27 protein-coding genes are annotated in these 25153 nt (G+C 60.8%); 8 read left to right on the plus strand and 19 right to left on the minus strand.

The window, feature by feature from the left end; all coding sequences use genetic code 11:
- The first annotated feature begins 28 nt into the window (after window positions 1–28).
- Window positions 29–1081 carry a DUF2157 domain-containing protein gene (locus tag ACUTSC_RS20075; RefSeq protein WP_445653519.1) on the plus strand — a complete coding sequence of 351 codons (1053 nt, stop codon included), beginning with the start codon at window positions 29–31 and terminating at the stop codon, window positions 1079–1081.
- Window positions 1082–1128: 47 nt separating this feature from the next.
- On the opposite strand, the gene yfhb is transcribed toward ACUTSC_RS20075, so the two are convergent.
- From yfhb to murQ, 3 genes are read right to left on the minus strand one after another with little or no spacing between them, the layout of a single operon-like run.
- Entirely contained in the window at window positions 1129–1785 is a 657-nt protein-coding gene (gene yfhb, locus ACUTSC_RS20080) for a phosphatidylglycerophosphatase C (protein WP_445653520.1), read from the minus strand.
- A 3-nt stretch (window positions 1786–1788) separates the two neighbouring features.
- Window positions 1789–3156, minus strand: coding sequence for a PTS transporter subunit EIIC (locus ACUTSC_RS20085; protein ID WP_197768811.1), 1368 nt, complete (start codon window positions 3154–3156; stop codon window positions 1789–1791).
- A gap of 18 nt (window positions 3157–3174) precedes the next feature.
- Window positions 3175–4068 carry an N-acetylmuramic acid 6-phosphate etherase gene (gene murQ, locus ACUTSC_RS20090; protein WP_445653521.1) on the minus strand — a complete coding sequence of 298 codons (894 nt, stop codon included), beginning with the start codon at window positions 4066–4068 and terminating at the stop codon, window positions 3175–3177.
- A gap of 167 nt (window positions 4069–4235) precedes the next feature.
- Between murQ and ACUTSC_RS20095 the strand changes: the two genes are divergently transcribed.
- Complete coding sequence (locus ACUTSC_RS20095) at window positions 4236–5084, plus strand: MurR/RpiR family transcriptional regulator (protein ID WP_004929178.1); 849 nt, start codon at window positions 4236–4238, stop codon at window positions 5082–5084.
- A 53-nt stretch (window positions 5085–5137) separates the two neighbouring features.
- Window positions 5138–5398 (plus strand): YfhL family 4Fe-4S dicluster ferredoxin, encoded by a 261-nt coding sequence (locus tag ACUTSC_RS20100; protein WP_039568565.1) that lies wholly within the window; start codon window positions 5138–5140, stop codon window positions 5396–5398.
- A 45-nt stretch (window positions 5399–5443) separates the two neighbouring features.
- Here ACUTSC_RS20100 and acpS read toward each other — a convergent pair whose 3' ends face one another.
- From acpS to lepA, 7 genes are all read right to left on the minus strand, one after another.
- Window positions 5444–5824 (minus strand): holo-ACP synthase, encoded by a 381-nt coding sequence (acpS, locus tag ACUTSC_RS20105; protein WP_197768813.1) that lies wholly within the window; start codon window positions 5822–5824, stop codon window positions 5444–5446.
- The gene (pdxJ, locus tag ACUTSC_RS20110) at window positions 5824–6555 is read right to left on the minus strand and encodes a pyridoxine 5'-phosphate synthase (RefSeq protein ID WP_197768814.1); all 732 of its coding nucleotides are present in this window, start codon (window positions 6553–6555) and stop codon (window positions 5824–5826) included. The genes acpS and pdxJ overlap by 1 nt, the downstream gene beginning before the upstream one ends.
- A 71-nt stretch (window positions 6556–6626) precedes the next feature.
- A complete protein-coding gene (recO, locus tag ACUTSC_RS20115) occupies window positions 6627–7358 on the minus strand; it encodes a DNA repair protein RecO (protein ID WP_004929165.1) in 732 nt (243 codons plus the stop codon).
- Window positions 7359–7364: 6 nt separating this feature from the next.
- Window positions 7365–8273, minus strand: coding sequence for a GTPase Era (gene era, locus ACUTSC_RS20120; protein ID WP_197768815.1), 909 nt, complete (start codon window positions 8271–8273; stop codon window positions 7365–7367).
- A complete protein-coding gene (gene rnc / locus ACUTSC_RS20125; protein WP_004929158.1) occupies window positions 8270–8950 on the minus strand; it encodes a ribonuclease III in 681 nt (226 codons plus the stop codon). Before rnc ends, era begins: the two co-directional genes overlap by 4 nt.
- 235 nt (window positions 8951–9185) lie before the next feature.
- Complete coding sequence (lepB, locus tag ACUTSC_RS20130) at window positions 9186–10163, minus strand: signal peptidase I (RefSeq protein WP_033635624.1); 978 nt, start codon at window positions 10161–10163, stop codon at window positions 9186–9188.
- Between the two features lie 32 nt (window positions 10164–10195).
- Complete coding sequence (gene lepA, locus ACUTSC_RS20135; protein ID WP_060423862.1) at window positions 10196–11995, minus strand: translation elongation factor 4; 1800 nt, start codon at window positions 11993–11995, stop codon at window positions 10196–10198.
- Window positions 11996–12513: 518 nt separating this feature from the next.
- On the opposite strand from lepA, the gene ACUTSC_RS20140 reads away from it, so the two are divergent.
- Window positions 12514–13350 (plus strand): hypothetical protein, encoded by an 837-nt coding sequence (locus ACUTSC_RS20140; protein WP_197768816.1) that lies wholly within the window; start codon window positions 12514–12516, stop codon window positions 13348–13350.
- On the opposite strand, the gene rseC is transcribed toward ACUTSC_RS20140, so the two are convergent.
- Genes rseC through rpoE form a run of 4 tightly spaced genes read right to left on the minus strand, consistent with a single transcriptional unit; the run spans window position 13347 to window position 16038 of the window.
- Window positions 13347–13823, minus strand: coding sequence for a SoxR-reducing system protein RseC (rseC, locus tag ACUTSC_RS20145; protein WP_025303947.1), 477 nt, complete (start codon window positions 13821–13823; stop codon window positions 13347–13349). The two genes, ACUTSC_RS20140 and rseC, sit on opposite strands and share 4 nt — an antisense overlap.
- The gene (rseB, locus tag ACUTSC_RS20150) at window positions 13823–14779 is read right to left on the minus strand and encodes a sigma-E factor regulatory protein RseB (protein ID WP_025303948.1); all 957 of its coding nucleotides are present in this window, start codon (window positions 14777–14779) and stop codon (window positions 13823–13825) included. Before rseB ends, rseC begins: the two co-directional genes overlap by 1 nt.
- Complete coding sequence (gene rseA / locus ACUTSC_RS20155) at window positions 14779–15432, minus strand: anti-sigma-E factor RseA (protein WP_197768817.1); 654 nt, start codon at window positions 15430–15432, stop codon at window positions 14779–14781. Before rseA ends, rseB begins: the two co-directional genes overlap by 1 nt.
- A 30-nt stretch (window positions 15433–15462) precedes the next feature.
- Window positions 15463–16038 carry an RNA polymerase sigma factor RpoE gene (gene rpoE, locus ACUTSC_RS20160; RefSeq protein ID WP_004929136.1) on the minus strand — a complete coding sequence of 192 codons (576 nt, stop codon included), beginning with the start codon at window positions 16036–16038 and terminating at the stop codon, window positions 15463–15465.
- Between the two features lie 214 nt (window positions 16039–16252).
- Here rpoE and nadB point away from each other — a divergent pair, with 214 nt between their 5' ends.
- The gene (gene nadB / locus ACUTSC_RS20165; RefSeq protein ID WP_019452310.1) at window positions 16253–17854 is read left to right on the plus strand and encodes an L-aspartate oxidase; all 1602 of its coding nucleotides are present in this window, start codon (window positions 16253–16255) and stop codon (window positions 17852–17854) included.
- Window positions 17855–17892: 38 nt separating this feature from the next.
- Here the strand turns inward: nadB and trmN are convergent, their stop codons facing one another.
- Complete coding sequence (gene trmN, locus ACUTSC_RS20170; RefSeq protein WP_060441112.1) at window positions 17893–18672, minus strand: tRNA(1)(Val) (adenine(37)-N(6))-methyltransferase TrmN; 780 nt, start codon at window positions 18670–18672, stop codon at window positions 17893–17895.
- A 99-nt stretch (window positions 18673–18771) separates the two neighbouring features.
- On the opposite strand from trmN, the gene srmB reads away from it, so the two are divergent.
- On the plus strand, window positions 18772–20094 hold the full coding sequence (srmB, locus tag ACUTSC_RS20175) for an ATP-dependent RNA helicase SrmB (RefSeq protein WP_016929798.1): 1323 nt from the start codon (window positions 18772–18774) through the stop codon (window positions 20092–20094).
- 52 nt (window positions 20095–20146) lie between these two features.
- Here srmB and ACUTSC_RS20180 read toward each other — a convergent pair whose 3' ends face one another.
- The 3 genes from ACUTSC_RS20180 to grcA all read right to left on the minus strand — a co-directional run bounded on the left by ACUTSC_RS20180 (window position 20147) and on the right by grcA (window position 22424).
- Window positions 20147–20902 (minus strand): ankyrin repeat domain-containing protein, encoded by a 756-nt coding sequence (locus ACUTSC_RS20180; RefSeq protein ID WP_069101105.1) that lies wholly within the window; start codon window positions 20900–20902, stop codon window positions 20147–20149.
- Window positions 20895–21857 carry a DUF2974 domain-containing protein gene (locus ACUTSC_RS20185; protein ID WP_141959979.1) on the minus strand — a complete coding sequence of 321 codons (963 nt, stop codon included), beginning with the start codon at window positions 21855–21857 and terminating at the stop codon, window positions 20895–20897. The genes ACUTSC_RS20180 and ACUTSC_RS20185 overlap by 8 nt, the downstream gene beginning before the upstream one ends.
- Window positions 21858–22040: 183 nt before the next feature.
- The gene (gene grcA, locus ACUTSC_RS20190; RefSeq protein ID WP_063990610.1) at window positions 22041–22424 is read right to left on the minus strand and encodes an autonomous glycyl radical cofactor GrcA; all 384 of its coding nucleotides are present in this window, start codon (window positions 22422–22424) and stop codon (window positions 22041–22043) included.
- A 346-nt stretch (window positions 22425–22770) separates the two neighbouring features.
- Here grcA and ung point away from each other — a divergent pair, with 346 nt between their 5' ends.
- Window positions 22771–23454 carry a uracil-DNA glycosylase gene (gene ung / locus ACUTSC_RS20195; protein ID WP_033635636.1) on the plus strand — a complete coding sequence of 228 codons (684 nt, stop codon included), beginning with the start codon at window positions 22771–22773 and terminating at the stop codon, window positions 23452–23454.
- A gap of 55 nt (window positions 23455–23509) precedes the next feature.
- On the opposite strand, the gene grpE is transcribed toward ung, so the two are convergent.
- Window positions 23510–24094, minus strand: a complete 585-nt coding sequence (gene grpE, locus ACUTSC_RS20200; RefSeq protein ID WP_025303955.1) for a nucleotide exchange factor GrpE — start codon at window positions 24092–24094, stop codon at window positions 23510–23512.
- Between the two features lie 125 nt (window positions 24095–24219).
- Here grpE and nadK point away from each other — a divergent pair, with 125 nt between their 5' ends.
- The gene (gene nadK, locus ACUTSC_RS20205; protein ID WP_019452304.1) at window positions 24220–25098 is read left to right on the plus strand and encodes an NAD(+) kinase; all 879 of its coding nucleotides are present in this window, start codon (window positions 24220–24222) and stop codon (window positions 25096–25098) included.
- The last annotated feature ends 55 nt before the right edge of the window (window positions 25099–25153 follow it).

The raw sequence follows: 25153 nt of genomic DNA on the forward strand, positions 1-25153 counted from the left end.
ATCAGCGTGTGATTCAGGGACAAGAAGCATGAAACTCAGTAAAAAGAACGCGGTCGTGGTGCGCAAGGCGCTGGACGGCTGGGTTGGGGAAGGCGCCTTGACGCCCGAGCAACGGCAGCAGTTGCTGCTGCATGTGGACGTGCAGCCTTTCGACTGGCGGCGGCTGGCGCGCTATGCGTTTATCGCCGCGCTGGCCTCGTTGCTGATCGCCGTCACCAGCCTGTTCGCCGACAGCGCACTGCTTGAATGGCTGAGCGAACTGTTCCGCCTCGACGCGCCGGTATGCATGGCGATCGCCGGGGTGTTGGCGGCGCTGGCCTACGTCTGGGCGCTGCGCCGCCGCCAACGGCACCCGGAAAAACGCTACGGCAATGAGGCGGCGCTGTTTGTCGCCGTGTTGCTTACCGCCTGCGCCTTATGGCAGCTGGGGGTCTGGCTGGATAACGGCAGCGGCCGGGTTTCCGTGCTGCTGCTGGTCGCCGCGCTGCTGTACGGCGCGATCGGCTGGTTCAGCCGCTCCGGGCTGGTGTGGTGGTTCGCCCTGCTGTCGCTCGGCAACGCCTTCGGCGCCGAGACCGGCTACCTGTCCGGCTGGGGCGCCTACTGGCTCGGCATGAGCTACCCGATTCGCTTTATCGCCTTTGGTGCGGTGCTGATCGCCGCCGCGTTGCTGCTGCGGCCGCTGTTGGCGCAACGCGGCCTGCAGCGGGTGTCGCTGGCGATGGGCCTGCTGTACCTGTTTATCGCCCTGTGGCTGCTGTCTATCTTCGGCAACTACGGCGATCTCGACAGCTGGTACCGCGCGCGCCAGATTGAGCTGTTCCACTGGAGCCTGCTGTTCGGGCTGGTCGCCCTCGCCGCCATTTGGCTGGGGTTGAAGCATGACGACGCCATGCTGCGCGGCTTCGGGCTGACCTTTCTCGGCATTAACCTGTATACCCGCCTGTTCGAGTTTTTCTGGGACAGCATGCCGAAGACGATTTTCTTCGCGCTGCTCGGCCTGAGCCTGTGGGCGTTGGGGCATTATGCGGAGAAGATTTGGCAACTGGGGCGCAAGCCGCACGACGTAACCGACGACTGATCGCGTAGCCGATAAAAGCAGAAAGGGCGGAAATCTCCGCCCTTTGTTTATTCCAGCTGCTGCAGCTCGCCCTGTTTGCTTACCCGCCAGCGGTGCTCGCAAAAGAACAGCAGCGGATTATCCTGCTTGCTGTCGCTGTAACCGCTGTACAGCTTTAGCGGCGCACCGAGCCTTTGCTCGAGCTGCACCACTTTCTGGGCCCCCAGACAGCGCAGGGTCAAGACCCAGCCGCCGCAGCGGCGCGTGATGCGGCTGCCGATCAACCGCACGCGCGGCAGAAACGTCGAATCGCGATACACCTGCGCCACCAGCCGTTCCGGCGAGCCGGTAATCAGCCACACTTCGGCATCGTGCTCCTCTAGGTACTGCCGCAGCCGCATTTGCACCACCGGAAACGCGGTCACCTTCTGGCGAAAGGCCTCGATAAACTGCCGCTCCAGCGCCTTGAGCTTCGCTTCGGCGCGCCCGAAGGTGATCGCCCACAGCAGCAGGCTCATCGGCCAACGCGCGGCGCGCCCCAGCAGCAGCAGTGCCAGACCGATCGGCAGCAGCAGCGGTATCACCAGCAACAGGTTCAGCGGTAAGCGGCGCAGCAGAAAACGCAAGAAACTGCCGAACATATCCTCCTGATGCAGGGTGCCGTCCAGATCGAAAAAGACCACACGGCGCCCCTCTGCGGCCGGTTGTTGCTGCTTGTCGCTCAAACGCTACTCCTCGGGATCGTTGAACCCCATCATCCAGGTGAAGAGAAAACCGGCGATAATCGTAATCAGCATCCCCGCCAGATACAACATCACCTTACCTGAGACGATGGTCAACGCCAAAGGCAGCCCCGAAATGCCGAAGGTGATGACCGTCGCCACCTTCCAGTAGCTGATCAGCGCCCCGCCGACCGCCCCGCCGAGGCAGGCGCCGATAAACGGCCGGCCCAGCGGCAGCGTTACCCCGAAGATCAGCGGCTCGCCGATGCCGAGAATGCCGACCGGCAACGCCCCTTTGATCACCTTTTTCAGCCGCGCATTGCGGGTTTTCAACAGCACCGCCAGCGCCGCCCCCACCTGCCCGACGCCGGCCATCGCCAGGATCGGCAGCAGCGGGTTGGAACCGTGCGCCTGCACCAGCTCGACGTGGATCGGCACCAGCCCCTGATGCAGGCCGGAGAGCACCAGCGGCAGGAACAGCCCCGAGAGCAGCGCTCCCACCAACAGCCCGCCCTTGTCGATCGCCAGATTGGCGCCGTGAGCGATGGCGTCGGAGATAATGCCGCCGATCGGCTGCAGAATCAGGATCGCCAGCGAGGCGGTGACCAGCGTGGTCAGCAGTGGGTTAAGGATCAGTTCGACCGATTCCGGCAGCAGCGTGCGCAGGCGTTTCTCCACCCAGCACATCAATGCCACCACCAGCAGCACGGCGATCACCCCGCCGCGCCCCGGCTGCAGCGCCTCGCCGAACAAGGTAATCTGCGCCAGCGCCGGGCTGGAGAGAATGCCGGCCATGACGCCGCCCATCGCCTGAGAGCCGCCGAATACCCGCGCGGCGTTGACCCCGACCAAAATGTTCATGATGGCGAACACCGCGCTGCCGAAGATCGCCAACAGCCCCAGCACGTTCGGGTAGTCCACCGCCAGCTGGCCGGCGATGTCAGGCCGTTTCAGCAGGTTGATGATGCCGGTGATCAGGCCCGAGGCGATAAACGCCGGGATCAGCGGAATAAAGACATCGGCCAGTTTTTTCAGCGCGCCGCTCATCGGCGCAGCGTATTTTTGCTTGGCCTGCGCCTTGATGCGGGCCACGTCACCGACGGCGACAACGGGCTGCGCGCTACCGCTCAGCAATTCGCGCATGGCATCCACCACCTTGGCGGCTGCGCCTGGGCCAACGATAAACTGATGCTGCTCACCCTGTTTGATATAGCCCTTCACGCCGGGCAGCTGCCTGAGGGCGGCCAGATCCAGGCGCTGCTCGTCGCTGACCTCGACGCGCACCCGCGTCATGCAGTTCTCCAGTTTGAGGATATTACCCTCGCCCCCCACGCCCGCCAGGATCTGTGTCGCCAATGCCGTTGTCTTGTCCATCGCCGCCCCCACCGTGAATTAACGCGCCAGCGCTGCGCGCAGATAGCCGTCGTGCCGCTGCAGCCGCTGCTGCGCCTCTTCAGCGCTGACGCCGGCCAAAAGCATCAGGATCGCCGGTTTGACTTCGAAGCCGGTCTGCGCCAGCGCCGCCTCCGCCTGAGCGCGTTCGGCGCCGGTGGCCTCCACCACGATGCGGCAGGCGCGATCCACCAGTTTGACGTTGGTGGCCTTCACGTCCACCATCAGGTTCTGGTAGACCTTGCCCAGCTTGACCATCGCACCGGTCGACAGCATGTTGAGCACCAGCTTCTGCGCAGTGCCGGATTTCAGGCGCGTCGAGCCGGTCAGGGCCTCCGGCCCCACCACCGGCGAGATCGCCACCTGCGCTTCGTGTGCGATCGGCGAATCCGGGTTGCAGGAGATGGCCGCCGTCGGGCAGCCCAGCCCGCGCGCAAAGCGCAGTGCGCCAATCACATAAGGCGTGCGCCCGGAGGCCGCCAATCCCACCACCATATCGACGGCGGTCAGATTCAGCGCCCGGAGATCGGCTTCGCCCAGGGCCTCATCGTCTTCCGCACCCTCTACCGCCTTGAGCAGCGCGCCCGGCCCGCCGGCGATCAGCCCCACCACCACGCCGTGCGGCACGCCGAAGGTCGGCGGGCACTCGGAGGCATCCAGCACCCCCAATCGGCCGCTGGTGCCGGCGCCCAAATAAATCAGCCGCCCACCGGCCTTCAGCGCCGCCGCGGCCAAATCGACCGCCTGCGCGATCGCCGGCAGCACCTTTTCGATCGCCTCCGGCACCTTGCGGTCTTCCTGGTTAAAGCAGCGGACCATCTCCAGCGTCGACATCTCATCCAGCCCCATGGAGGCCGGGTTGCGGGTTTCCGATACCAGTGCGCCTAAGTTCATCTGTTCACCTTTGAATTTTTAATTCACAAAATTAAATCAATATTTGAATATTTTATTCAACAAAGCGAGCGCTATTTGCTATTTTAACGACGAGCTCACAAAAATTTTCACCGCGCGTTTTCGCCGCCTGCGTGGCAAAATGGCCGCTGGTTTCCAGGGAAAGATCAATGAGTACCCTTCTGCGCATTCGCCAGATGTATCCGACACTGGCGCAAAACGACCGCAAGCTGGCGGATTTTTTGCTGAACAACGCCGAGCAGGCGCGCCATCTCAGCTCGCAAAAGCTGGCCCAGTTGGCCGGCATCAGCCAGTCGAGCGTGGTGAAGTTCGCCCAAAAGCTGGGCTATAAAGGTTTCCCAGCGTTGAAGCTGGCGCTGAGCGAGACGCTGGCCCAGCCGCAGGCCGAACCGGTCGTGACCGTTCACAACCACATCCTCAGCAGCGACACGCTGAAAATCGTCGGTGAAAAACTGCTGGCGGAAAAGCAGGCGGCGCTGCGCGCGACGCTGGACATCAACAGCGAAGAGCGGCTGCATCAGGCGCTGGACATGCTGCGCCAGGCGCGCCGGGTAATGCTGATCGGCATCGGCGCTTCCGGGCTGGTGGCCAAGGATTTTTCCTTCAAGCTGCTGAAAATCGGCGTGATGGCGGTGGCCGAAGCGGACATGCACGTTCAACTGGCGGCGGTGCAGGCGCTGGACAAACGCGATCTGTTGCTGGCTATCTCCTTCAGCGGCGAACGGCGTGAAATCAATCTGGCGGCGGAAGAGGCGCGCCAGGCCGGCGCCAGGGTGTTGGCGCTGACCAGCTTCTCTCCCAACGGCCTACAGCAGCGCGCGGACCACTGCCTCTATACCATCGCCGAAGAGCCCCACACCCGCAGCGCGGCCATCTCTTCCAGCACGGCCCAGTTCGCCCTCACCGATCTGCTGTTTATGGCGCTGATCCAACACGATCTCGATCATGCCCGCGATCGCATCAAGCACAGCGAACAGTTAATGAAAAAGTTGGTTTAACCGGTATAATCGCCGCTGCGAAAAATACCCCTGTTAATAATGAGAGATACGCCATGGCCCTGCTAATCACACGCAAATGCATCAACTGCGACATGTGCGAGCCGGAATGCCCAAACCAGGCGATTTCGATGGGCGATGAGATTTATCAGATCGATACCGATCGCTGCACCGAGTGCATCGGCCATTACGATACGCCGACCTGCCAGCAGGTTTGCCCGATCGACAACACCATCATCACCGATCCGCAGCATCGCGAGACCAACGAACAGCTGTGGGACAAGTTTGTGGTGCTGCACCACGCCGATCGCATTTAATCCGCCGCAGGACTGACAAGGGCGCCACAGGCGCCCTTGCTATTTTCAGCTTTCGACGATCACCGTCGCGCAGGCATAGCGCCGTTCGTCGGCCAGCGAAACGTGGATCGCGGTGACCCCCAGCTCCCCCGCCAGTTCGGCGGCGCGGCCGTGCAAACGAATATTCGGCTTGCCCAACGCATCGTTGAACACCTCGAACTGATTGAACGCCAGGCCGTTGCGAATGCCGGTGCCGAACGCCTTGGCGGCGGCCTCTTTCACCGCGAAACGTTTGGCCAGAAAGCGAATCGGTTGCTGGTGCTGCTGATACAGCGCCCACTCGGCGTCGCTCAGCACGCGGCGCGCCAGACGATCGCCGCTGCGCTCCACCACCGCTTCGATACGCGCCATCTCGACGATGTCGGTACCCAGCCCGAGCACCGCCATTACCGGCGCGCTTCCCGCATCAGCACTTTCATGTCGGCAACCGCGGCCGGCAGCCCGCTCATCACCGCCTGGCCGATAATCGCATGGCCGATGTTCAGCTCGTGCATTTCCGGCAGCGCGGCAATCGGCTGCACGTTGTGGTAGGTCAGGCCGTGGCCGGCGTTGACCTTCAGCCCCTTATCGGCCGCGTAGGCGGCGGCTACCGCGATGCGGCGCAGTTCGGCCTGTACCGCCAGCTCGCCCTGCGCTTCGGCGTAGGCGCCGGTGTGAATTTCGATATAAGGGGCGCCCACCGCCACCGCCGCGTCGATCTGGCGATGATCGGGATCGATGAACAGCGAGACCAGAATGCCCGCCTGCGCCAGGCGCTCGACCGCCACGCTCATTTTGTCCAGCTGGCTGGCGACGTCCAGGCCGCCTTCGGTGGTCACTTCTTCACGCTTTTCCGGCACCAGGCAGCAGAAATGCGGCTTCAGCTCAATGGCGATGTCCAGCATCTCGTCGGTCACCGCCATCTCCAGATTCATGCGCGTCTGGATGGTCTGGCGCAGCAGGCGCACGTCGCGGTCGGTGATGTGGCGGCGGTCTTCGCGCAGATGCACGGTAATGCCGTCGGCCCCCGCCTGTTCGGCAATGAACGCCGCCTGAACCGGATCCGGGTATTGGGTTCCGCGCGCGTTACGTAACGTGGCGATGTGATCGATATTGACGCCCAGCAGCAAATCAGCCATGACAACCTCTAAATACGATTTTCAGTGCCAGCAGTTTACACGCGGGCGCAGGGCGGCAAAAGGGGAAAAGGTCAGGCGTCGTCGACCGGCGTATTCGGCTGTTTGCGCACGAACTGGCGGAACAGTTCGCGGCTCTTCAACGGCTTGCCGCCGAGGTAAGGTTTCAGCGCCATACGGGTGAAACGCTTGGCGGCGCGCAGCGTCTCGGCATCGGGAAACTGCCGCTCCGCCAGCGCGCGCAGTTCGCGCCCGGTGAAGCTGTAGTGATCCACCACCAGGCTGGCGATAAAGCCTTTCTCTTCGCGATAGCGATAGGTCATGGCATCATCCACCGGCAGGCCGCTGCCGGCGCAGTGCAGGAAATCGAGGCCGTAGCCCAGGTGGTGCAGCAAGGCCAGTTCGAACTGACGCAGCGCCTGTTCCGGCGAGCTGTCTTCCGCCGCCAGCGCCTGCAGGCATTGCAGATAGTCGAAGAACAGCACCGAGTAGTTGGTTTCCTGCTCCAGCACGCGCGCCAGCAGTTCGTTCACGTACAGCCCGCTGTAAAGCATCATGCCGCTGAGGGGTAAACCGAGGGAGACCGCTTCGGCGTTGCGCAGCGTTTTCACTTCGCCGCGGCCGCCCCAGCGCACTAACAGGGGGGTAAAGGGCTGCAGGCAACCCTTCAGATTGGAGCGGCGGCTGCGCGCGCCTTTCGCCAGCAAGCGCACCCGCCCATGACCTTCGGTAAACAGATCCAGCATCAGACTGGTTTCACTGTACGGCCGCCCATGCAGGACGAAAGCGCGCTCCCAGCCGTCCACGGATCGTTACTTCAGATCGTCAACATAGCCCAGGCTGCGCAGCGCACGTTCGTCGTCTGCCCAACCGGATTTCACTTTCACCCACAGCTCCAGATGCACTTTGGCGTCGAACATCTTTTCCATGTCCTGCCGCGCTTCGATGCCGATGGTTTTGATCTTGGCGCCTTTGTTGCCGATGACCATTTTCTTCTGGCCTTCGCGCTCGACCAGGATCAGGCCGTGCACATCGTAGCCGCCGCGATCGTTAGCCACGAACTGTTCGATTTCTACCGTCACCGAATAGGGTAGCTCTTCGCCCAGGAAACGCATCAGCTTCTCGCGGATGATCTCGGACGCCATAAAACGCTGGGAGCGATCGGTGATGTAGTCTTCCGGGAAGTGGTGTTCCGCTTCCGGCAGCAGCTTGCGCACGATGCCGGCGATGGTGTCGACGTTCATCCCTTTCTCGGCGGAGATAGGCACCACGTCGAGGAAACTCATCTGCTGGCTGAGGAACGCGATGTGCGGCAACAGCTTGGATTTATCGGTGACGTTATCGACCTTGTTGATCGCCAGCAATACCGGGCAGCGCAGGCTGCGCAGCTTGTTGACCACCATTTCGTCGTCGGCGGTCCAGTTGGTGCCTTCGACCACGAAGATCACCAGTTCGACGTCACCGATCGAGCTGCTGGCCGCGCGGTTCATCAAGCGGTTGATGGCGCGTTTTTCTTCGATGTGCAGCCCTGGGGTGTCGACGTAGATCGCCTGATAGGCGCCATCGGTGTCGATGCCCATGATGCGGTGACGGGTCGTCTGCGGCTTACGCGACGTAATGGAAACCTTCTGCCCCAGCAGTTGGTTCAGCAACGTCGATTTGCCCACGTTCGGGCGACCGACGATGGCGATAAACCCGCAGTGTTGTTTTACTTCGCTCATTCAAGCTCCAGCTTTTTCAGCGCTTGTTCCGCTGCCGCCTGCTCGGCTTTACGGCGGCTCGAGCCGGTGCCCACTACGGGCTCGCTCAAACCACTCACCTGGCAGTGGATGGTAAACTCCTGGTCGTGCGCTTCTCCGCGAACCTGCACCACCAAATAAGAAGGCAACGGCAGATGACGCCCCTGCAAAAATTCCTGCAAACGGGTTTTCGGGTCTTTCTGCTTATCACCGGGGCTGATTTCGTCCAACCGGCTGCGATACCAGTCCAAAATCAGACGCTCGACGGTCTGAATGTCGCTGTCCAGGAACACGCCGCCGATCAATGCCTCCACCGTATCCGCCAGGATTGACTCGCGGCGGAACCCACCACTTTTCAATTCGCCCGGCCCAAGCCGCAGACATTCGCCCAGATCAAACTCGCGCGCCATCTCCGCCAGCGTGTTGCCGCGCACCAGCGTGGCGCGCATGCGGCTCATGTCGCCCTCGTCTACGCGAGGAAAGCGGTGATAGAGCGCATTGGCGATGACAAAGCTCAGAATCGAGTCACCCAGAAACTCAAGACGTTCATTGTGTTTACTGCTGGCACTGCGGTGAGTCAAAGCCTGCAGTAAAAGCTCCTGCTGTTGAAAAGTGTAGCCCAGCTTCCGCTGCAGCCTGTTTATTACGATGGGGTTCATGAGTTACCAATAGATCAAGAATGCGTCAAAAACTTGCAGCATACGGAACAGGCCTGCTTCGCCGAAAGCCGATCCAAAGCTGTTTCGTTTGCAGTGGCTCCCAGCAGGGGCCAACTTTTTATCGCTCGAGAAAGTATTCTACAACGAGTGGAAACATAATGCTGTGTTTATATCCCCTTAATCTTTCACGCCGCAGTAGGCTGCGGCGTGAAATTAACAGGGAATCAGTCAGCGATTAATGAATACCGCCGATCCGGCTGAAACGCACGCCGGTTGGCCACTCACCTTCCTGCTTTTCAAAGCTCATCCAGATGGCCGTGGCTTTACCCACCAGATTCTTCTCCGGCACAAAGCCCCAGTAACGGCTGTCCGCGCTGTTGTCGCGGTTGTCGCCCATCATGAAGTAATGCCCGGCCGGCACCACCCACTCCGCCAGCGGTTTGCCCGGCTGTTGGTAGTAAGCGCCCACCCGATCCTGCGCGTCCGGCACGGTCAGGATGCGATGCGTGACGTTGCCGAGGCTTTCCTGGCGCTCACGCATGCGAATGCCGCCGGGCGGCACGTTATCGCTCAGCGGGATTTGGTAGAAGCCGTTGCTGGCCTCGCCCATGCCGCTGCGGCTGAACAACTGCACGAAATCGCTCGGCTGCGCGTCGGCGTAGGTCACGGCCAGCGCGGTATCGCAGGACTGACCGCTGTTGCAGGACGGCTGCACCGTAACGCGCTTATTCACCGGATCGTAAGTAATACGGTCGCCCGGCAGGCCAATCACGCGCTTGATATAATCCAGTTTCGGATCCAGCGGATATTTAAATACCGCAATATCGCCGCGCTTCGGATGGCCGGTTTCAATGAGCGTAGTCTGGGTAATCGGATCTTTAATGCCGTAAGCATATTTCTCCACCAGAATGAAATCGCCAATCAACAGCGTCGGCATCATTGATCCGGACGGGATCTGGAACGGTTCGTAAATAAACGAACGCACCACAAAGACCAACAGCAGCACCGGGAACACCGATGCGCCGGTCTCCACCCAACCTGGCTGCTTCGCCACTTTCGCCAGCGTTTTATCGTCTACGGCGCCCGCGGTCTGTGCGTTGACCGCCGCGATCTTCGCGCGGCGGGCCGGCGCCCATTTGAAGCGCTCGAAGCACCAGATGATCCCGGTGACCAGGGTGGCCAATGCCAGGATCAGGGCAAACATATTCGCCATGCAAACTCCCTCGTTTCGCGAACTCGTCGCGGTTACTTGCCGTCTTTACCGACGTGCAGAATGGCCAGGAACGCTTCCTGCGGCAGCTCGACGTTGCCGACCTGCTTCATGCGTTTCTTACCGTCTTTCTGTTTCTGCAGCAGCTTTTTCTTACGGCTGACGTCACCGCCGTAGCATTTCGCCAGCACGTTTTTACGCAACTGCTTCACGGTGGAACGCGCGATGATGTGCGTGCCGATCGCCGCCTGAATCGCGATGTCGAACTGCTGACGCGGGATCAGCTCTTTCATCTTCTCCACCAATTCACGGCCACGGTACTGCGAGTTGTCGCGGTGGGTGATCAGCGCCAGCGCATCCACGCGCTCGTTGTTGATCAGCACATCCACGCGCACCATGTCGGAGGCCTGGAAGCGCTTGAAGTTGTAATCCAGCGACGCATAACCGCGCGACGTGGACTTCAGACGGTCGAAGAAGTCGAGCACCACTTCCGCCATCGGGATTTCATAGGTCAACGCCACCTGGTTGCCGTGGTAGACCATGTTGGTCTGCACGCCGCGCTTCTCAACGCACAGGGTGATGACGTTACCCAGGTATTCCTGCGGCATCAGCATGTGACATTCGGCGATCGGCTCGCGCAGTTCCTGGATGTTGTTCAACGGCGGCAGCTTGGACGGGCTGTCGACGTAGATCACTTCTTTGCCGGTGGTTTCCACTTCGTAGACTACCGTCGGCGCGGTGGTGATCAGATCCAGATCGTATTCACGCTCCAGACGCTCCTGAATGATCTCCATGTGCAGCAGGCCGAGGAAGCCGCAGCGGAAGCCGAACCCCAGCGCGGTGGAGCTTTCCGGTTCGTAGAACAGGGAAGCGTCGTTAAGGCTCAGCTTGCCCAGCGCATCGCGGAAAGATTCATAGTCGTCTGAGCTGATCGGGAACAGACCGGCGTACACCTGCGGCTTCACTTTCTTGAAGCCCGGCAGCGCTTTATCCGCCGGCTGACGCGCCTGCGTCAGGGTATCGCCCACCGGCGCGCCGAGGATGTCTTTGATCGCACAGACCAGCCAGCCCACTTCGCCGCAGTTCAGCACGTCGCGATCGACCTGCTTCGGCGTGAAGATGCCCAAACGATCGGCGTTGTATACCTGGCCGGTGCTCATGACCTTGATCTTGTCGCCCTTGCGCAGCGTCCCGTTCTTGACGCGCACCAGAGACACGACGCCCAGGTAGTTATCGAACCAGGAGTCGATGATCAGCGCCTGCAGCGGCGCATCCGGATCGCCCTGCGGCGGCGGGATGTCGCGCACCAGGCGCTCCAGCACCTCGGGCACGCCGACGCCGGTTTTGGCCGAGCAGCGCACCGCATCGGTAGCGTCGATGCCGACGATGTCTTCGATTTCCTGCGCGGCGCGATCAGGATCGGCGGCCGGCAGGTCGATTTTGTTCAGCACCGGCACCACTTCCAGATCCATTTCGATCGCGGTGTAGCAGTTGGCCAGCGTCTGGGCTTCTACGCCCTGACCGGCGTCTACCACCAGCAGCGCGCCTTCGCAGGCCGCCAGCGAGCGGGAAACTTCATAGGAGAAGTCAACGTGGCCGGGGGTGTCGATAAAGTTGAGTTGATAGGTCTGCCCATCCAGCGCTTTATAATCCAGCGTCACGCTCTGCGCTTTAATGGTGATGCCGCGCTCGCGCTCCAGATCCATGGAATCGAGCACCTGCGCGGCCATTTCACGGTCGGACAAGCCACCGCAGATTTGGATAATGCGGTCAGACAGCGTCGACTTACCGTGGTCAATATGGGCAATAATGGAGAAATTTCGTATATGCTTCATTATAAAAGTTTTTCTGCCTTGGTATTTCTGAATTACTCGCCTATAGAAACCCGCATGGACCTAAAGCGACAGTGAATGGGTGAGGCCGTCTTGCACCTGAATCGCTGCATTCTACATGCCACACCACTGAAAACCTAGCGATCGGTGCAGTGAAGGCATTCTATTATGCGCCGCTAAATGTTACAGGGCACTCCGGCGGGTGAAAACAGATGTTAACACGGGAGATACGGCCTGAACCCAAGGTTTGCAGGCGATCCGTGGCCATCAAACTCCGGCGCTAATACATAACCGACCGCCGCGCAATAAACCCCTTCTGAAATTATAGAAAAAGAATATTTGGATCAAGCTCTTAGAATTCAACTTTGCCTCACTTCCTTTAGGAAAAACCCCATATACGCCACCACCGCCCCTCGGATAGAAAGGGCATGAACTCCGCGACAAAACATTATTCAGGGCACTACATCGGCAGCCCACCGGGGTTCGGCAGCATATCTGCGTACGTTGATTGGAAGGTGCATATGATCGATAAAGGGCAAATGCTGAGCCGGCACGATTTTTCGAAGGTCAACTGGGGCATTCTGGCGGCGGCGGCGCTGCTGTTTAGCGTGGGGGCGGCGCTGTTGGTGCTGCCGCTGCTGAGCAGCATTGACGAGAGCGAGGTCATCACGCTGTTGCAGGCCGGCGCGGGCACGGTTTTACTCGGCTGTACGCTGCTGGCGCTACGGCATTATCTGCGTCCGACGCTGACCTATCGCCTGTACGAGCACGGCGTGCGGGTCTTTGACGGCCACCATCACAAAGAGCGTTTCATCCCGTTTGAGAAGATCGGCGACATCTATCGCTTTCGCGGCGGCAAGGCTTTTGGCGGGCTGTTTGACGTCACGGCGTTCCGCGCCGGCGCGGATCAGCCCTGGTGCACGGTTTTCAGCAATATCGCCCATTCGTGGCGGCTGGCGGACGTGATCGTCGACCAACAGCTGCAGCAGCGTGGGCCGCTGGCGTTGAATGCGCTCTATCAGGGAGAGACGGTGTCGTTTCACACCGTTGAGGGCGACGCGCGCTGGCTATGGCAGCTACTGTTCGGCAAGCGGCAAGGCACACCGACCGAAACGCTGCGGCTGAGCGCCACCTTGCTGACCACGGAACGGGGAAACGTGCCGATCGAGCAGATCCGCGCGTTGGAAAACCATCCGCAGCGCGGCATCCGTTTGCTCGACGGCCAGGGAAATGTGCTGTTCGCGATTAACTACGATTCGCTGCTCAGCGCCGATCTGTTCATCGCGCTGTTGGAGCATATGATCCACAACCGCATCCCCGCCTATCACAACCCGGCGATGACGCGGCCGTCGATTTAAATCAGCGGGGAGTTTTCCGCCTGCATGCGCATCGCGGTAGGCGGCAACCCAATCTGCAACACCACCGGCTGGTAATCGGCCTGCTCGCCCAGGCGCCGGGCCAACCGGCGCGCCAGCATAAAGGCCGCCCCGCCGCCCAGTACGGCGCCGACTGCCGCCGAGGCGTCGCTGCCGAAACAGTATTGCAGCAACGTGCCACCCAGCATCATGCCCAGCAGCGGCGTCAGGTAAACCAGCATGGCGGAGCGCAGCAGGCTGCCTTCCGCAATGCCGACCTCAACGCGCTGCCCCGGTTCAAGCGGCTGCTCGATATGCACCTGCAGCTGATGCTCGGTTTCCGGCACCAGCTCGTTCAGCGCACGCGCGCCGCAGCCGGATCGCGCGGTGCAGCTGCCGCAGCCGGCCTTGGGTTCACAGCGCAGCAGCGCTACGCCCTGTTGCCACGAAACCACCGTGGCCCACTCTTTCATCATTACGGCGATACCTTGAAAGAAATGCTGTCGGCGATGCGCTTGGCCGTAGCCGGCGGCAATTCGCCCACGATAGTGATTTCGTTGCCCGCACGCACTTCGGTCTGAATGGTGCGGCGCCCCTGACGGTAATACTGCTGCCCGGCTCCGCTGCCCGCCGGGCTGACGTTGACCGAGAAGCTGAACAGACCGTCGCTGTAAAGCCGGGATTCAACCGGCACTGCGACGTTCGGCAATTTGCGGCGATTGCGCGCCACCTCGTCCACCCCGGCCGGCAGCCAGCCGGTGCTCCAGCTGAGCTGGACGTTTTCCACCGCCGGCAGCGACAGCAGCGGCGGCAGGTTGGCTTTGAGCAGCCCCTGCATCGCGCCCTGCACGTCGGCGCCGACCGCGAAGGAGATCACCCGATATTGCTCCAGCGTTTCGCCGTCGCGATCGAGCAGATCCACCCGCAGCGGCAGCTTGGTGTCCTCGTCCATCCAGACGATGTAGCTGTAGCGGGAACCGTCGCGCGCCACCACGCGCAGCACTTCACACGGCCGATCGGCGATGCGGGTGCTGCCCACGGAGATGAAGTCGTAGTACTTGGCCAGACGGGTGAAATCGGCATAGACGATCGCCGGCAGCGCATCGACGATGTGATCGCCGGTGAGCGTGAACGGCTCCAGGCCAGGCTCGAAGTAGCTGATCCCGCCGCCGCGCTGCAACACCTCGCGGCGCGGGCCGTCCATATGCAACAGCTGGCCGAGCGGCACGTTGCCGATCACCGCATGGCGATAGCGCAACGACTCGATTCCCTGCTTGCTGATGCTGATGTAGGCGAGCTCGTAATTGAGAGAACGGCTGGCGCTGCTCATCTGTTGCAATAACGCCCCGGACGCAGTTGGCTGCGCCGGGGCGATGCTGGAATAGAGCAGGCTGCCCGTCAATAAACAAACGGAGAACCAGATTTGCTTCATTACTGCTGTTGCATTCCTAAAGACTGAGTTCCGGGAACTTGAATGGCAGCCTGTTGCGGGTTGCTTTGTTCAAGCTGCAGCTGATCCGAATGCAGGCGACGTTGCAGTTCATAGTCCTGCAGCATGGCGTTGATACGCTTGCGCTGTTCCTGCACCTGCTGCTGTTGGCCGCTGCCGGTGGAGAAGCTGTCGGCCGGGACGCCCAGGCTGACCGGTGAGGCCTGGCCCATGATCGGCAGCGTGGTGAAGGCCGGCGATTCGGACGCGTTCGATGGCGCAGTAGGCTGGTTATAGTGCTGTACGCCGACGATCACCGCCAGAGACACGCAGGCCGCCATACCGATTTGCGTAATCTGGCTCGCCCAAGGACGCACTTTGTCCCAGAACGGCATTTTCTGCCAGGTGTGAGGCTGCGGCTGAGATTCCTGAACGGCGGAAGGCACCAGCCGGGCGGGTTCTTTCTCAAGTGCAGCGGCTACGCGATCGGCGATGTCGAGATGCATCACTTGCCCGACATCACCTCGCAGTGTGTCACGTATCAGGTGATAGCTCTGCCAGCTTTGTTGAAGCGTTCGATCTTGCGACAGAGAACTCAACAGCTCGCTGTCGAACGATTCACCATCCATCAGAGCGGAAAGCTTTTCTTTCTGCATGCCTAAGTACCCTTCCTGTGCCCGCCATTGCTAACGCTGGATCAGCGGTTGAACTTTATTATCGATAGCTTCCCGGGCGCGGAAAATACGCGAACGTACGGTTCCGACCGGGCAATCCATGATGGCAGCTATCTCTTCGTAGCTTAGACCATCCAACTCCCGCAGGGTAATCGCCATGCGAAGATCCTCAGGGAGCGACTCAATGGTACGGAAAACTATCTGTCTCAGCTCTTCTGACAACATTAAGTTCTCAGGGTTCGAAATTTCTTTCAGTGCGCCCGCACTTTCGTAATTTTCCGCATCGTTGGCGTCCACATCACTGGATGGCGGACGGCGCCCCTGAGCAACCAGATAATTCTTTGCCGTGTTCACGGCGATTCGATACAACCAGGTATAAAAAGCGCTGTCGCCACGGAACGATTCCAGTGCGCGATAGGCCTTGATAAACGACTCCTGCACCACATCGGGCACATCGCCCTGCGGCACATAGCGGGAAACGAGACTCGCCACCTTATGCTGATAGCGCACTACCAGTAGGTTAAACGATTTCTGATCGCCCTTTTGGACCCGCTCGACCAGAACTTGATCCGTTAACTGCTCGCTCATCCGAGGTAAACTCTCCCCAAATCCGTCTCCACGCGTAAAATTGTACTGCCAGCCATACATTATTTTCCTGAGCAAGCACTCGCTTGGAGTTCATATAGAACACGAAGTTCCATATCGCCATTGTTTTTTCTGTTGATGTCGCCCTATCCGTGGCTTTTGCCCGGACAGTTAGGCTAACATGAAATTCACTCTTCTTCTGCACACATCATACGTTATGCAACCATCATCTGAACATGTTAGCGATGTACTGATCGTCGGCAGCGGCGCTGCGGGCCTGTCACTGGCGCTGCGCCTGGCGCAGCATTGCAAGGTTACCGTTCTCAGCAAGGGGCCGCTCAGCGAGGGCGCCACCTTTTACGCCCAGGGCGGGATCGCCGCGGTGTTCGATGAGACGGACAGCATTGCCTCACACGTTGATGACACTTTGATTGCCGGCGCCGGCCTGTGCGACAAAGAGGCCGTCGAATTCATCGCAGGCAACGCGCGCCACTGCGTGCAGTGGCTGATCGATCAGGGCGTGCTGTTCGACACCGAGGTCAACGCGCAGGGCGAGGAGCATTATCACCTCACGCGCGAAGGCGGCCACAGCCATCGCCGCATCCTGCACGCGGCGGATGCTACCGGTAAGGAAGTAGAGACCACGCTGGTGGGGAAAGCAAGCGCTCACCCCAATATTTGCGTGATGGAGCGCCGCAACGCGGTTGACCTCATTACCTCGAACAAAATCGGCCTGCCGGGCACGCGCCGAGTGGTGGGCGCTTACGTCTGGAACCGCGAGCTGGAGCGGGTGGAAACCTACCGCGCCAAAACGGTGGTGTTGGCCACCGGCGGCGCAGCCAAGGTATACCAATACACCACCAACCCGGACATCTCCTCCGGCGACGGCATCGCCATGGCCTGGCGCGCCGGCTGCCGGGTCGCCAACCTGGAGTTCAACCAGTTCCACCCGACCTGCCTGTTCCATCCTCAGGCGCGCAACTTCCTGCTGACCGAAGCGCTGCGCGGCGAAGGGGCTTACCTGAAGCGCCCGGACGGCAGCCGCTTTATGCCCGATTTTGACCCGCGCGGCGAACTGGCCCCGCGCGATATCGTCGCCCGCGCCATCGACCATGAAATGAAGCGCCTGGGCGCCGACTGCATGTACCTGGACATCAGCCACAAGCCGGCGGAGTTCATCACCCAGCACTTCCCGATGATCCACGAGAAGCTGCTGACGCTGGGCTTCGATCTGACCCGGCAACCGATCCCGATCGTCCCGGCGGCGCATTACACCTGCGGCGGCGTGATGGTCGATCAGCACGGCCGCACCGATCTCGACGGGCTGTACGCCATCGGCGAGGTCAGCTATACCGGCCTGCACGGCGCCAACCGCATGGCGTCGAATTCGCTGCTGGAGTGCCTGGTGTACGGTTGGTCGGCGGCGGAAGACATTCTGCAGCGCCTGCCGTTTATTCAGCAGGCCAAACAGGTGCCGCACTGGGATGAAAGCCGGGTGGACGATGCGGACGAACGGGTGGTGATTCAGCACAACTGGCACGAGCTGCGGCTGTTCATGTGGGATTACGTCGGCATCGTGCGCACCACCAAGCGGTTGGAACGCGCCCTGCGCCGCATCAACACGCTGCAGGCGGAAATCGACGAGTACTACGCTCACTTTCGCATCTCCAACAACCTGCTGGAGCTGCGCAATCTGGTGCAGGTGGCCGAGCTTATCGTGCGCAGCGCCATGGCGCGCAAAGAGAGCCGCGGCCTGCACTACACGCTGGACTATCCGGATCTGCTGCCGGAAGCGCTGCCGACCATTTTGCAGCCTTAAACTCTGCGACAGGGCGCCTAATCGGCGCCCTTTTCTTTTCAGTAGAACAGGTAGAAGTCGGCGATCAACCGGCGGAAATCGTCGGTATAGCTGCCATCGGCCTGCTTGATCGCCAGCGCCTGCTCCCGCAGCGGCGTTTCCCGCCGCGTCAGCGCCAGCAGCACCCGGTGCAGCGGCGTATCGGCCCGATCGCTGACGTTCACTTTCGCCGCCGTCTGCCAGCCGCTTTGCTGCGCCAGACGTTCGAATTCGGCGCCGATGTCATGCGGCAGCACCACGCAGAACGTTCCCTGTTCCGCCAGCAGCTGTGCCGCACAGGCCAACAGCGCATCGTGCGTCAGGGTTTCGGTGTAACGCGCGTTGTGGCGCGCCTGGTCGCGGCAGGCCACCGCCGGCTCGAAATAAGGCGGATTACTGACGATCAGATCATACTCAGCGGCATGCTGCTGCGCATAATGGTGAATATCCTGCGCATGCACGCGGATGCGCTGCGGCCACGGCGACTCCGCCGCATTTTCGCGCGCCTGGCCGGCGGCGGCTTCATCCAGCTCCACCGCGTCAATGGTCACTTCGTCGCCGCTGCGCTGCGCCAGCATCAGCGCGATCAGCCCGCTGCCGCTGCCGATGTCCAGCACCCGGCGCGCCTGCCCCAGCGGCGCCCAGGCGCCGAGCAGCACCCCGTCGGTGCCCACTTTCATGGCGCAACGATCGTGGGCGACAAAGAATTGTTTAAAGGTAAAACCCCCGCGGCGCGGGGTAAAATCGGCTTTCGATCGCTTGCTCACACTCACCACCTGGCTATAAAACTGGCGTAGCATAAGGCAATCTGATCGACGGGAAAAGAGCGGCTTTCCGCTTAAATAGGTGAAGATCGCGGCCAACCCGTCTATAATCGGCGCCCCAAGTAGAGGTAGACCATGACAGCAACCACTTTTTCCGAACTCGAACTCGATGATCGCCTGATCGACGCGCTGCGCGACAAAGGCTACGATCGCCCCACCGCCATTCAGGCCGCTGCGATCCCGCCGGCGATGGACGGGCGCGACGTCTTAGGTTCGGCTCCGACCGGCACCGGCAAAACCGCCGCCTTCCTGCTGCCCGTGTTGCAGCACCTGCTGGACTTCCCACGCAAGAAATCCGGCCCGCCGCGCGTACTGATCCTGACGCCAACGCGTGAACTGGCGATGCAGGTCGCCGATCAGGCGCGCGAATTGGCTGCTCATACCTCGCTGGATATCGCCACCATCACCGGCGGCGTCGCTTACATGAACCACGCGGAAGTGTTCAGCGAAAACCAGGACGTGGTGGTCGCCACCACCGGCCGTTTGCTGCAATACATTAAAGAAGAGAACTTCGACTGCCGCGCGGTGGAAACCCTGATCCTCGACGAAGCCGACCGCATGCTCGACATGGGCTTCGCGCAGGACATCGAAACCATCTCCGCCGAAACCCGCTGGCGCAACCAGACGCTGCTGTTCTCCGCCACGCTGGAAGGCGAAGCAATTCGCGAATTCGCCGAGCGCATCCTGAAAGAGCCGGTGGAAGTGGAAGCCGATCCGTCGCGCCGCGAACGCAAAAAGATCCTGCAGTGGTACTACCGCGCCGATGACGTGCAGCACAAAACCGCGCTGCTGATCCACCTGCTGAAGCAGCCGGACGTGCAGAAATCGGTGATCTTCGTGCGCAAACGCGAGCGCGTGCACGAGCTGGCCACCTGGCTGCGCGAAGCGGGTATCAACACCTGCTATCTCGAAGGCGAAATGGTGCAGGCCAAACGCAACGAAGCGGTCAAACGCATGATGGATGGCCGGGTTAACGTGCTGGTCGCCACCGACGTTGCCGCACGCGGTCTGGATATCCTCGATATCACCCACGTGTTCAACTTCGACATGCCGCGCACGGCGGACACCTACCTGCACCGCATCGGCCGTACCGGCCGCGCCGGGCGCAAAGGCACCGCCATTTCGCTGGTGGAAGCGCACGACCATCTGCTGCTGGGCAAAGTGGGCCGTTACCTGAACGAGCCGCTGAAAGCGCGCGTGATCGACGAACTGCGGCCAAAAACCAAGGTGCCGAACGAGAAGAGCAACGGCAAGCCGTCGAAGAAAGTACTGGCCAAACGCGCGGAAGATAAAGCGAAGAACAAAGAAAAGGCCAAGGTGAAAGTGCGCCATCGCGACGCCAAAAACGTCGGCAAACGCCGTCAGGCGAAGGCCAAACCGGCCGGCGACGCGGAATAACCCCCGCTGCCTAAGAAAAAACCGCCTGTACAGGCGGTTTTTTTATGGGCGTTTACGGCTGCGCGTAGTGCGTGGCCAGACGGTGCCCCTGCAGCCATTTATCCAGTTCGCGGAACTGTGCCTTCAACTCGTCATTCTGCAAATGCGCCGGCGTTTGCGAGAAGTAAAACTGGAACGCGACGCCCTGCTGGTTGCGCGCCCGGGCATCGGCCCCGGCCTGCAACAGCAGTAGCGCCAGGTGCGGCGCGTTAATCTTCGCCGCCAGATGCAGCGGGGTATCCCCCAGCCGGTCGCTCAAGGTGGTGTCCGCCCCGGCCGCCAGCAACATCCGCAGTTGCTCTTCACGCCCGGCCAGCACCGCCGCCGCAAGCGGCGTCGCGCCGGTAACGGCATTGCGCACGTTCACCTGCGCCCCTTTGGCCAGCAACAACCGCAGGTACTGCGCGTCTTGCAGCATCGCCGCGGTGTGCAGCGCGCTGTTACCGTCCAGCCCCGCCGCCGCCGGGTCGGCGCCGAGATCCAGCAACGCCTGCACGCTATCCGGCTGCTGCGAAAGCACCGCCCACTGCAACAGCGTGACCTGCCGATCGCCCCGCTCGCGCAAGCGATCCTGCGTGGCCTGCGCATGGATACCCTGGGTATCGCCGCGCGCCACCGCCTGAGCCAGCGCCAGATTGCTGTGGCCGTCAAACGGCGAAATCTCCTGCCCCATCTGTTGCTCCTTAGCCATCATCAGTAAACCGGTCACCGCGACCAGCGCCAGTAAGGCTATCGCCAGCGCCCGTCGCAAGCGACGCCCTTCAGGCATTGGCCTTCGCCTCCCACGGCTTTTGTTCCGCCATCGAGCTTATCACCTTGTCGATGCCGTGCGCCGTCAGGCTGCGATCCAGATGCTTGCTCGGCCGCCAGTCATCGATGCCGGTCAGGGTATCGTTGTTGGCCAGGGTGATGTTGTGGCCGATGGCGTCCGGGATCAGCGAGGTCGATTCCTGGGTGCTGGTCAGCATGTCATATTGTTCGCTGTAACGGCGAATACCGCCGGCTTCGGCATCTTTCTTCGCCGCCGCCGGATCGATGCCCAGGCGATTCAGGGTGTAATCCGAGACCCCGGCCGCGTTGAAGGTGACCGCGACGGTGCCGGTCGCCAGCGCGGCCGTGGCCGCCAGACCGCCGCCAAGCGAATGGCCGGCGATCACCAGCGCATCGCCGAAGGCCGCCTTGGCGCTTTTGGCAGCGGCAACCGCCTGATTGTACTGCACATCGTCATAGCCCGTCGCCTGCCGCACGTTGCTCAGCCAATCGCGCCAGTCGTTGGTGCCGGCGAACGCCAACACATACTGCTTGTCGTTGCTGTAAATCCCAGCCTGGAAACCGCTGCCCACGTCGTGCAGGCTGGCGGGATCGATGCCGAAACCGAGCAGCGCGCTGTCGCTCAGGCGGTTGAACCCGGCGGCACCCTGGCCAGTGAGTGAGTAAACGTCCTTGGCCAACAGCGCCAACGCATAATCCCCCTCCTGCGATTGCTGCCCCCGCGTCACGCCCGGCGCTGCCGCCGCCGTCGGTGCCGCCGCTGAGATATCGCCGACCAGCGTATTCAACAGATTCTGCGCATTGAGCGTGTTCTGAGAGGGAGAAGCCACCGGCGCCGGATTTGCCGGCGCTGCCGCAGGCTGCGCCGCCGTCGCCGTCTCGGCAGCGGCGCGAGGCGTAGGGATCGCGGCCACCGGGGATACTGCAGAGGTAAAACTTAAAGGCATACTCATGCCGACTCCTTGTCGATAGACTTTTTATTGAGCACCTGAATAGGTGCTGATTTAGCTATCGGCAGGTCGGATGAGTTCTGTATTAGAAATGCTTATCTTTGTACAGAATGTGATCCACGTTCGGTTTTCGGCCGCCAAACGCCAGAAAGGGAGCCGAAGCTCCCTGATTGACTGCGCCGCAAATTACAGGCTTTCGGTAAAGGTGCGGGCGATAACGTCGCGCTGCTGTTCCGGCGTCAGGGAGTTGAAGCGCACCGCATAGCCGGACACGCGGATGGTCAGCTGCGGGTATTTTTCCGGGTGCTTGACCGCGTCTTCCAGGGTTTCGCGACGCAGCACGTTGACGTTCAGGTGCTGACCGCCTTCCACGCGCACGGTCGGCTGCAGTTCCAGCGGCACTTCACGGTATTCGATCTGGCCCAGGTCGCTCACCGCGACAACCTGATCTTCCGCGTAGTTGGCCTTGGCGCACACGCAGCGAGCTTCCGCTTTTTCATCGTCCAGCAGCCAGAAAGAATTCACCAGCGCCTGGTCGTTCGCTTTGGTAATTTGAATACCGGTAATCATTATGTTGCCTCCGTACAAGGGCGTAAAAATTCACGTCGTGAGAAAACCCAATTCTGGTTTCGGCCATTTGGTAAAACCATTGTTGTCTTGTTGTTCTGTATACCAGCCTGACCGGGCCAGTTCCTTGATTAAAGTCAATTTTTACCGGGTAGGCACAGGGCATGAAGGGGCAAATTTATGTTTTATATCAATTTTCCCACTGCGGCAAAAACCAATTATTTTTGTAAATTTTCAAAAATAATTGCATAGGACACGGCGGCGAGAAATGAAAAGCGGGTTTCGCTGCGCGTGCCGAAACGGTAAGCTATAGGCCATGAATTGCTAAAGAAAACAAAGGAGAGCGTTTATGGCCACCTCCCTCACCTGGCATGACGTGATCGGCAAAGAGAAAGAGCAGCCCTATTTTGTTGAAACGCTCGCCTTTGTTGCCGCTGAACGCCAGGCCGGTAAGACCATTTATCCACCGCAGAAGGACGTGTTCAACGCTTTCCGCTATACCGAGCTGGCGGACGTCAAGGTCGTCATCCTCGGCCAGGATCCGTATCACGGCCCCAATCAGGCGCACGGCCTCTCTTTCTCGGTGCGCCCCGGCGTGCCGGCGCCGCCGTCGCTGGTGAACATGTATAAAGAGCTGGCGACCGACATTCCCGGCTTCGAACGCCCGGATCACGGCTACCTGCAAAGCTGGGCCGAACAGGGGGTGCTGCTGCTCAACACCGTGCTGACGGTGGAAGGCGGCCGCGCGCACTCGCACGCCAACCTGGGCTGGGAAACCTTTACCGATAAAGTGATCGCCGCCCTGAACGAGAACCGTGAAGGCGTGGTGTTCCTGCTGTGGGGCTCGCACGCGCAGAAGAAAGGCAACTTTATCGACCGCAACCGCCACCATGTGCTGAAGGCGCCGCACCCGTCGCCGCTCTCCGCGCACCGTGGTTTCCTCGGCTGCCGTCACTTCTCGCAGGCCAATCAGCTGCTGGAGCAGCAGGGGCTCACGCCGATCGACTGGATGCCGCGCCTGCCGCAGGCGTAGTACAGAGACAAAAAAGGCACCCTCGGGTGCCTTTCTTTATGCGTTGCCGGGGCGATTACGCCTTGGCTTTGGAGACTGCAACCATCGCCGGACGCAGCAGGCGGCCGTTCAGCGTATAGCCTTTCTGCATCACCATCATCACGTGGTTCGGTTGATGATCGGCGGATTCCATCATGCTCATCGCCTGATGCACTTCCGGGTTGAACGGCACGTTGACGTCGCCGACGATTTCGATGCCGTACTTGCGCACCACGTCCAGCAGCGATTTCAGCGTCAGCTCGATGCCTTCGATCATCGCGGCCAGTTCCGGGTTGTTTTTATCCGCCAGATCCAGCGCGCGCTCCAGGTTGTCGATCACCGGCAGCAGATCGCCGGAGAATTTCTCCAGGGCGAACTTGTGCGCTTTCTCGACGTCCAGTTCGGCGCGGCGGCGGATGTTTTCCGCTTCCGCTTTGGCGCGCAGCAGGCTGTCGCGCTCATGCTGCTGAGCTTCCGCCAGTTGGGCTTCCAGTTCGGCGATACGCGCATCGCGCAGATCGACGCCTTCCGCCGCTTCCGGCAGCGTATCATCGTGATGAGCGTGTTGTTCCATTTCTTCCGAGACTTGCTCGTTTGGCGTCTTCTGTTCTTTACTACTCATGAATATCTCCGCGTTTTAGCATTAATCTCGCAACTTGGCTTATTATGGGGATCAAAACCGGGGTTTCAAGTCAACCGGTCACAATGTGGGGCATAAACGGGTCCCGGTGAGGAAAATCACAACAAATGAATAAAAAATTCGCCTGTATTGGCATTGTTGGCCACCCGCGTCACCCTTCAGCGCTGGCAACCCACGAGATGCTGTTCCACTGGCTGGTCGCCCGCGGCTATTCGGTGATGGTCGAACGCCAGATCGCCCATGATTTGGGGCTGAAAGACGCCGTGACCGGCAGCCTGGCGGATATCGGCCAGCGCGCCGATCTGGCGGTGGTGGTCGGCGGCGACGGCAACATGCTCGGCGCCGCGCGCGTGCTGGCGCGTTACGACATCAAGGTGATCGGGGTCAACCGCGGCAACCTCGGCTTCCTCACCGATCTCGATCCCGACAACGCCCTGCAGCAGCTGGCGGACGTGCTGGAAGGCGAATACATCGACGAACAGCGTTTCCTGCTGGAAACCATCGTGCATAAAGAGCACCAGCAGTGCCGCATCAGCACCGCCATCAACGAAGTGGTGCTGCACCCCGGCAAAGTGGCGCACATGATCGAATTCGAAGTGTACATCGACGATCGCTTCGCCTTCTCGCAGCGCTCCGACGGCCTGATCATCGCCACGCCGACCGGCTCCACCGCCTACTCGCTCTCCGCCGGCGGGCCGATCCTCACCCCATCGCTGGAGGCGATCGCGCTGGTGCCGATGTTCCCGCACACTCTCTCCGCCCGGCCGCTGGTGATCAACGGCGACAGCACCATCCGCCTGAAGTTTTCGCAGATCGGCAGCGATCTGGAGATCAGCTGCGACAGCCAGATCGCGCTGCCTATCCAGGAAGGCGAAGAAGTGCTGATCCGCCGCAGCGATTTCCACCTGAATCTGATTCACCCGAAGGACTACAGCTATTTCAACACGTTAAGCACCAAGCTGGGCTGGTCGAAAAAATTGTTCTAAAATCTGCGCCGGCCACTTTACTGTATATAAAACCAGTTTATACTGTATGAAACTA

It is taken from the genome of Serratia sp. TSA_105.2 (assembly GCF_052692115.1).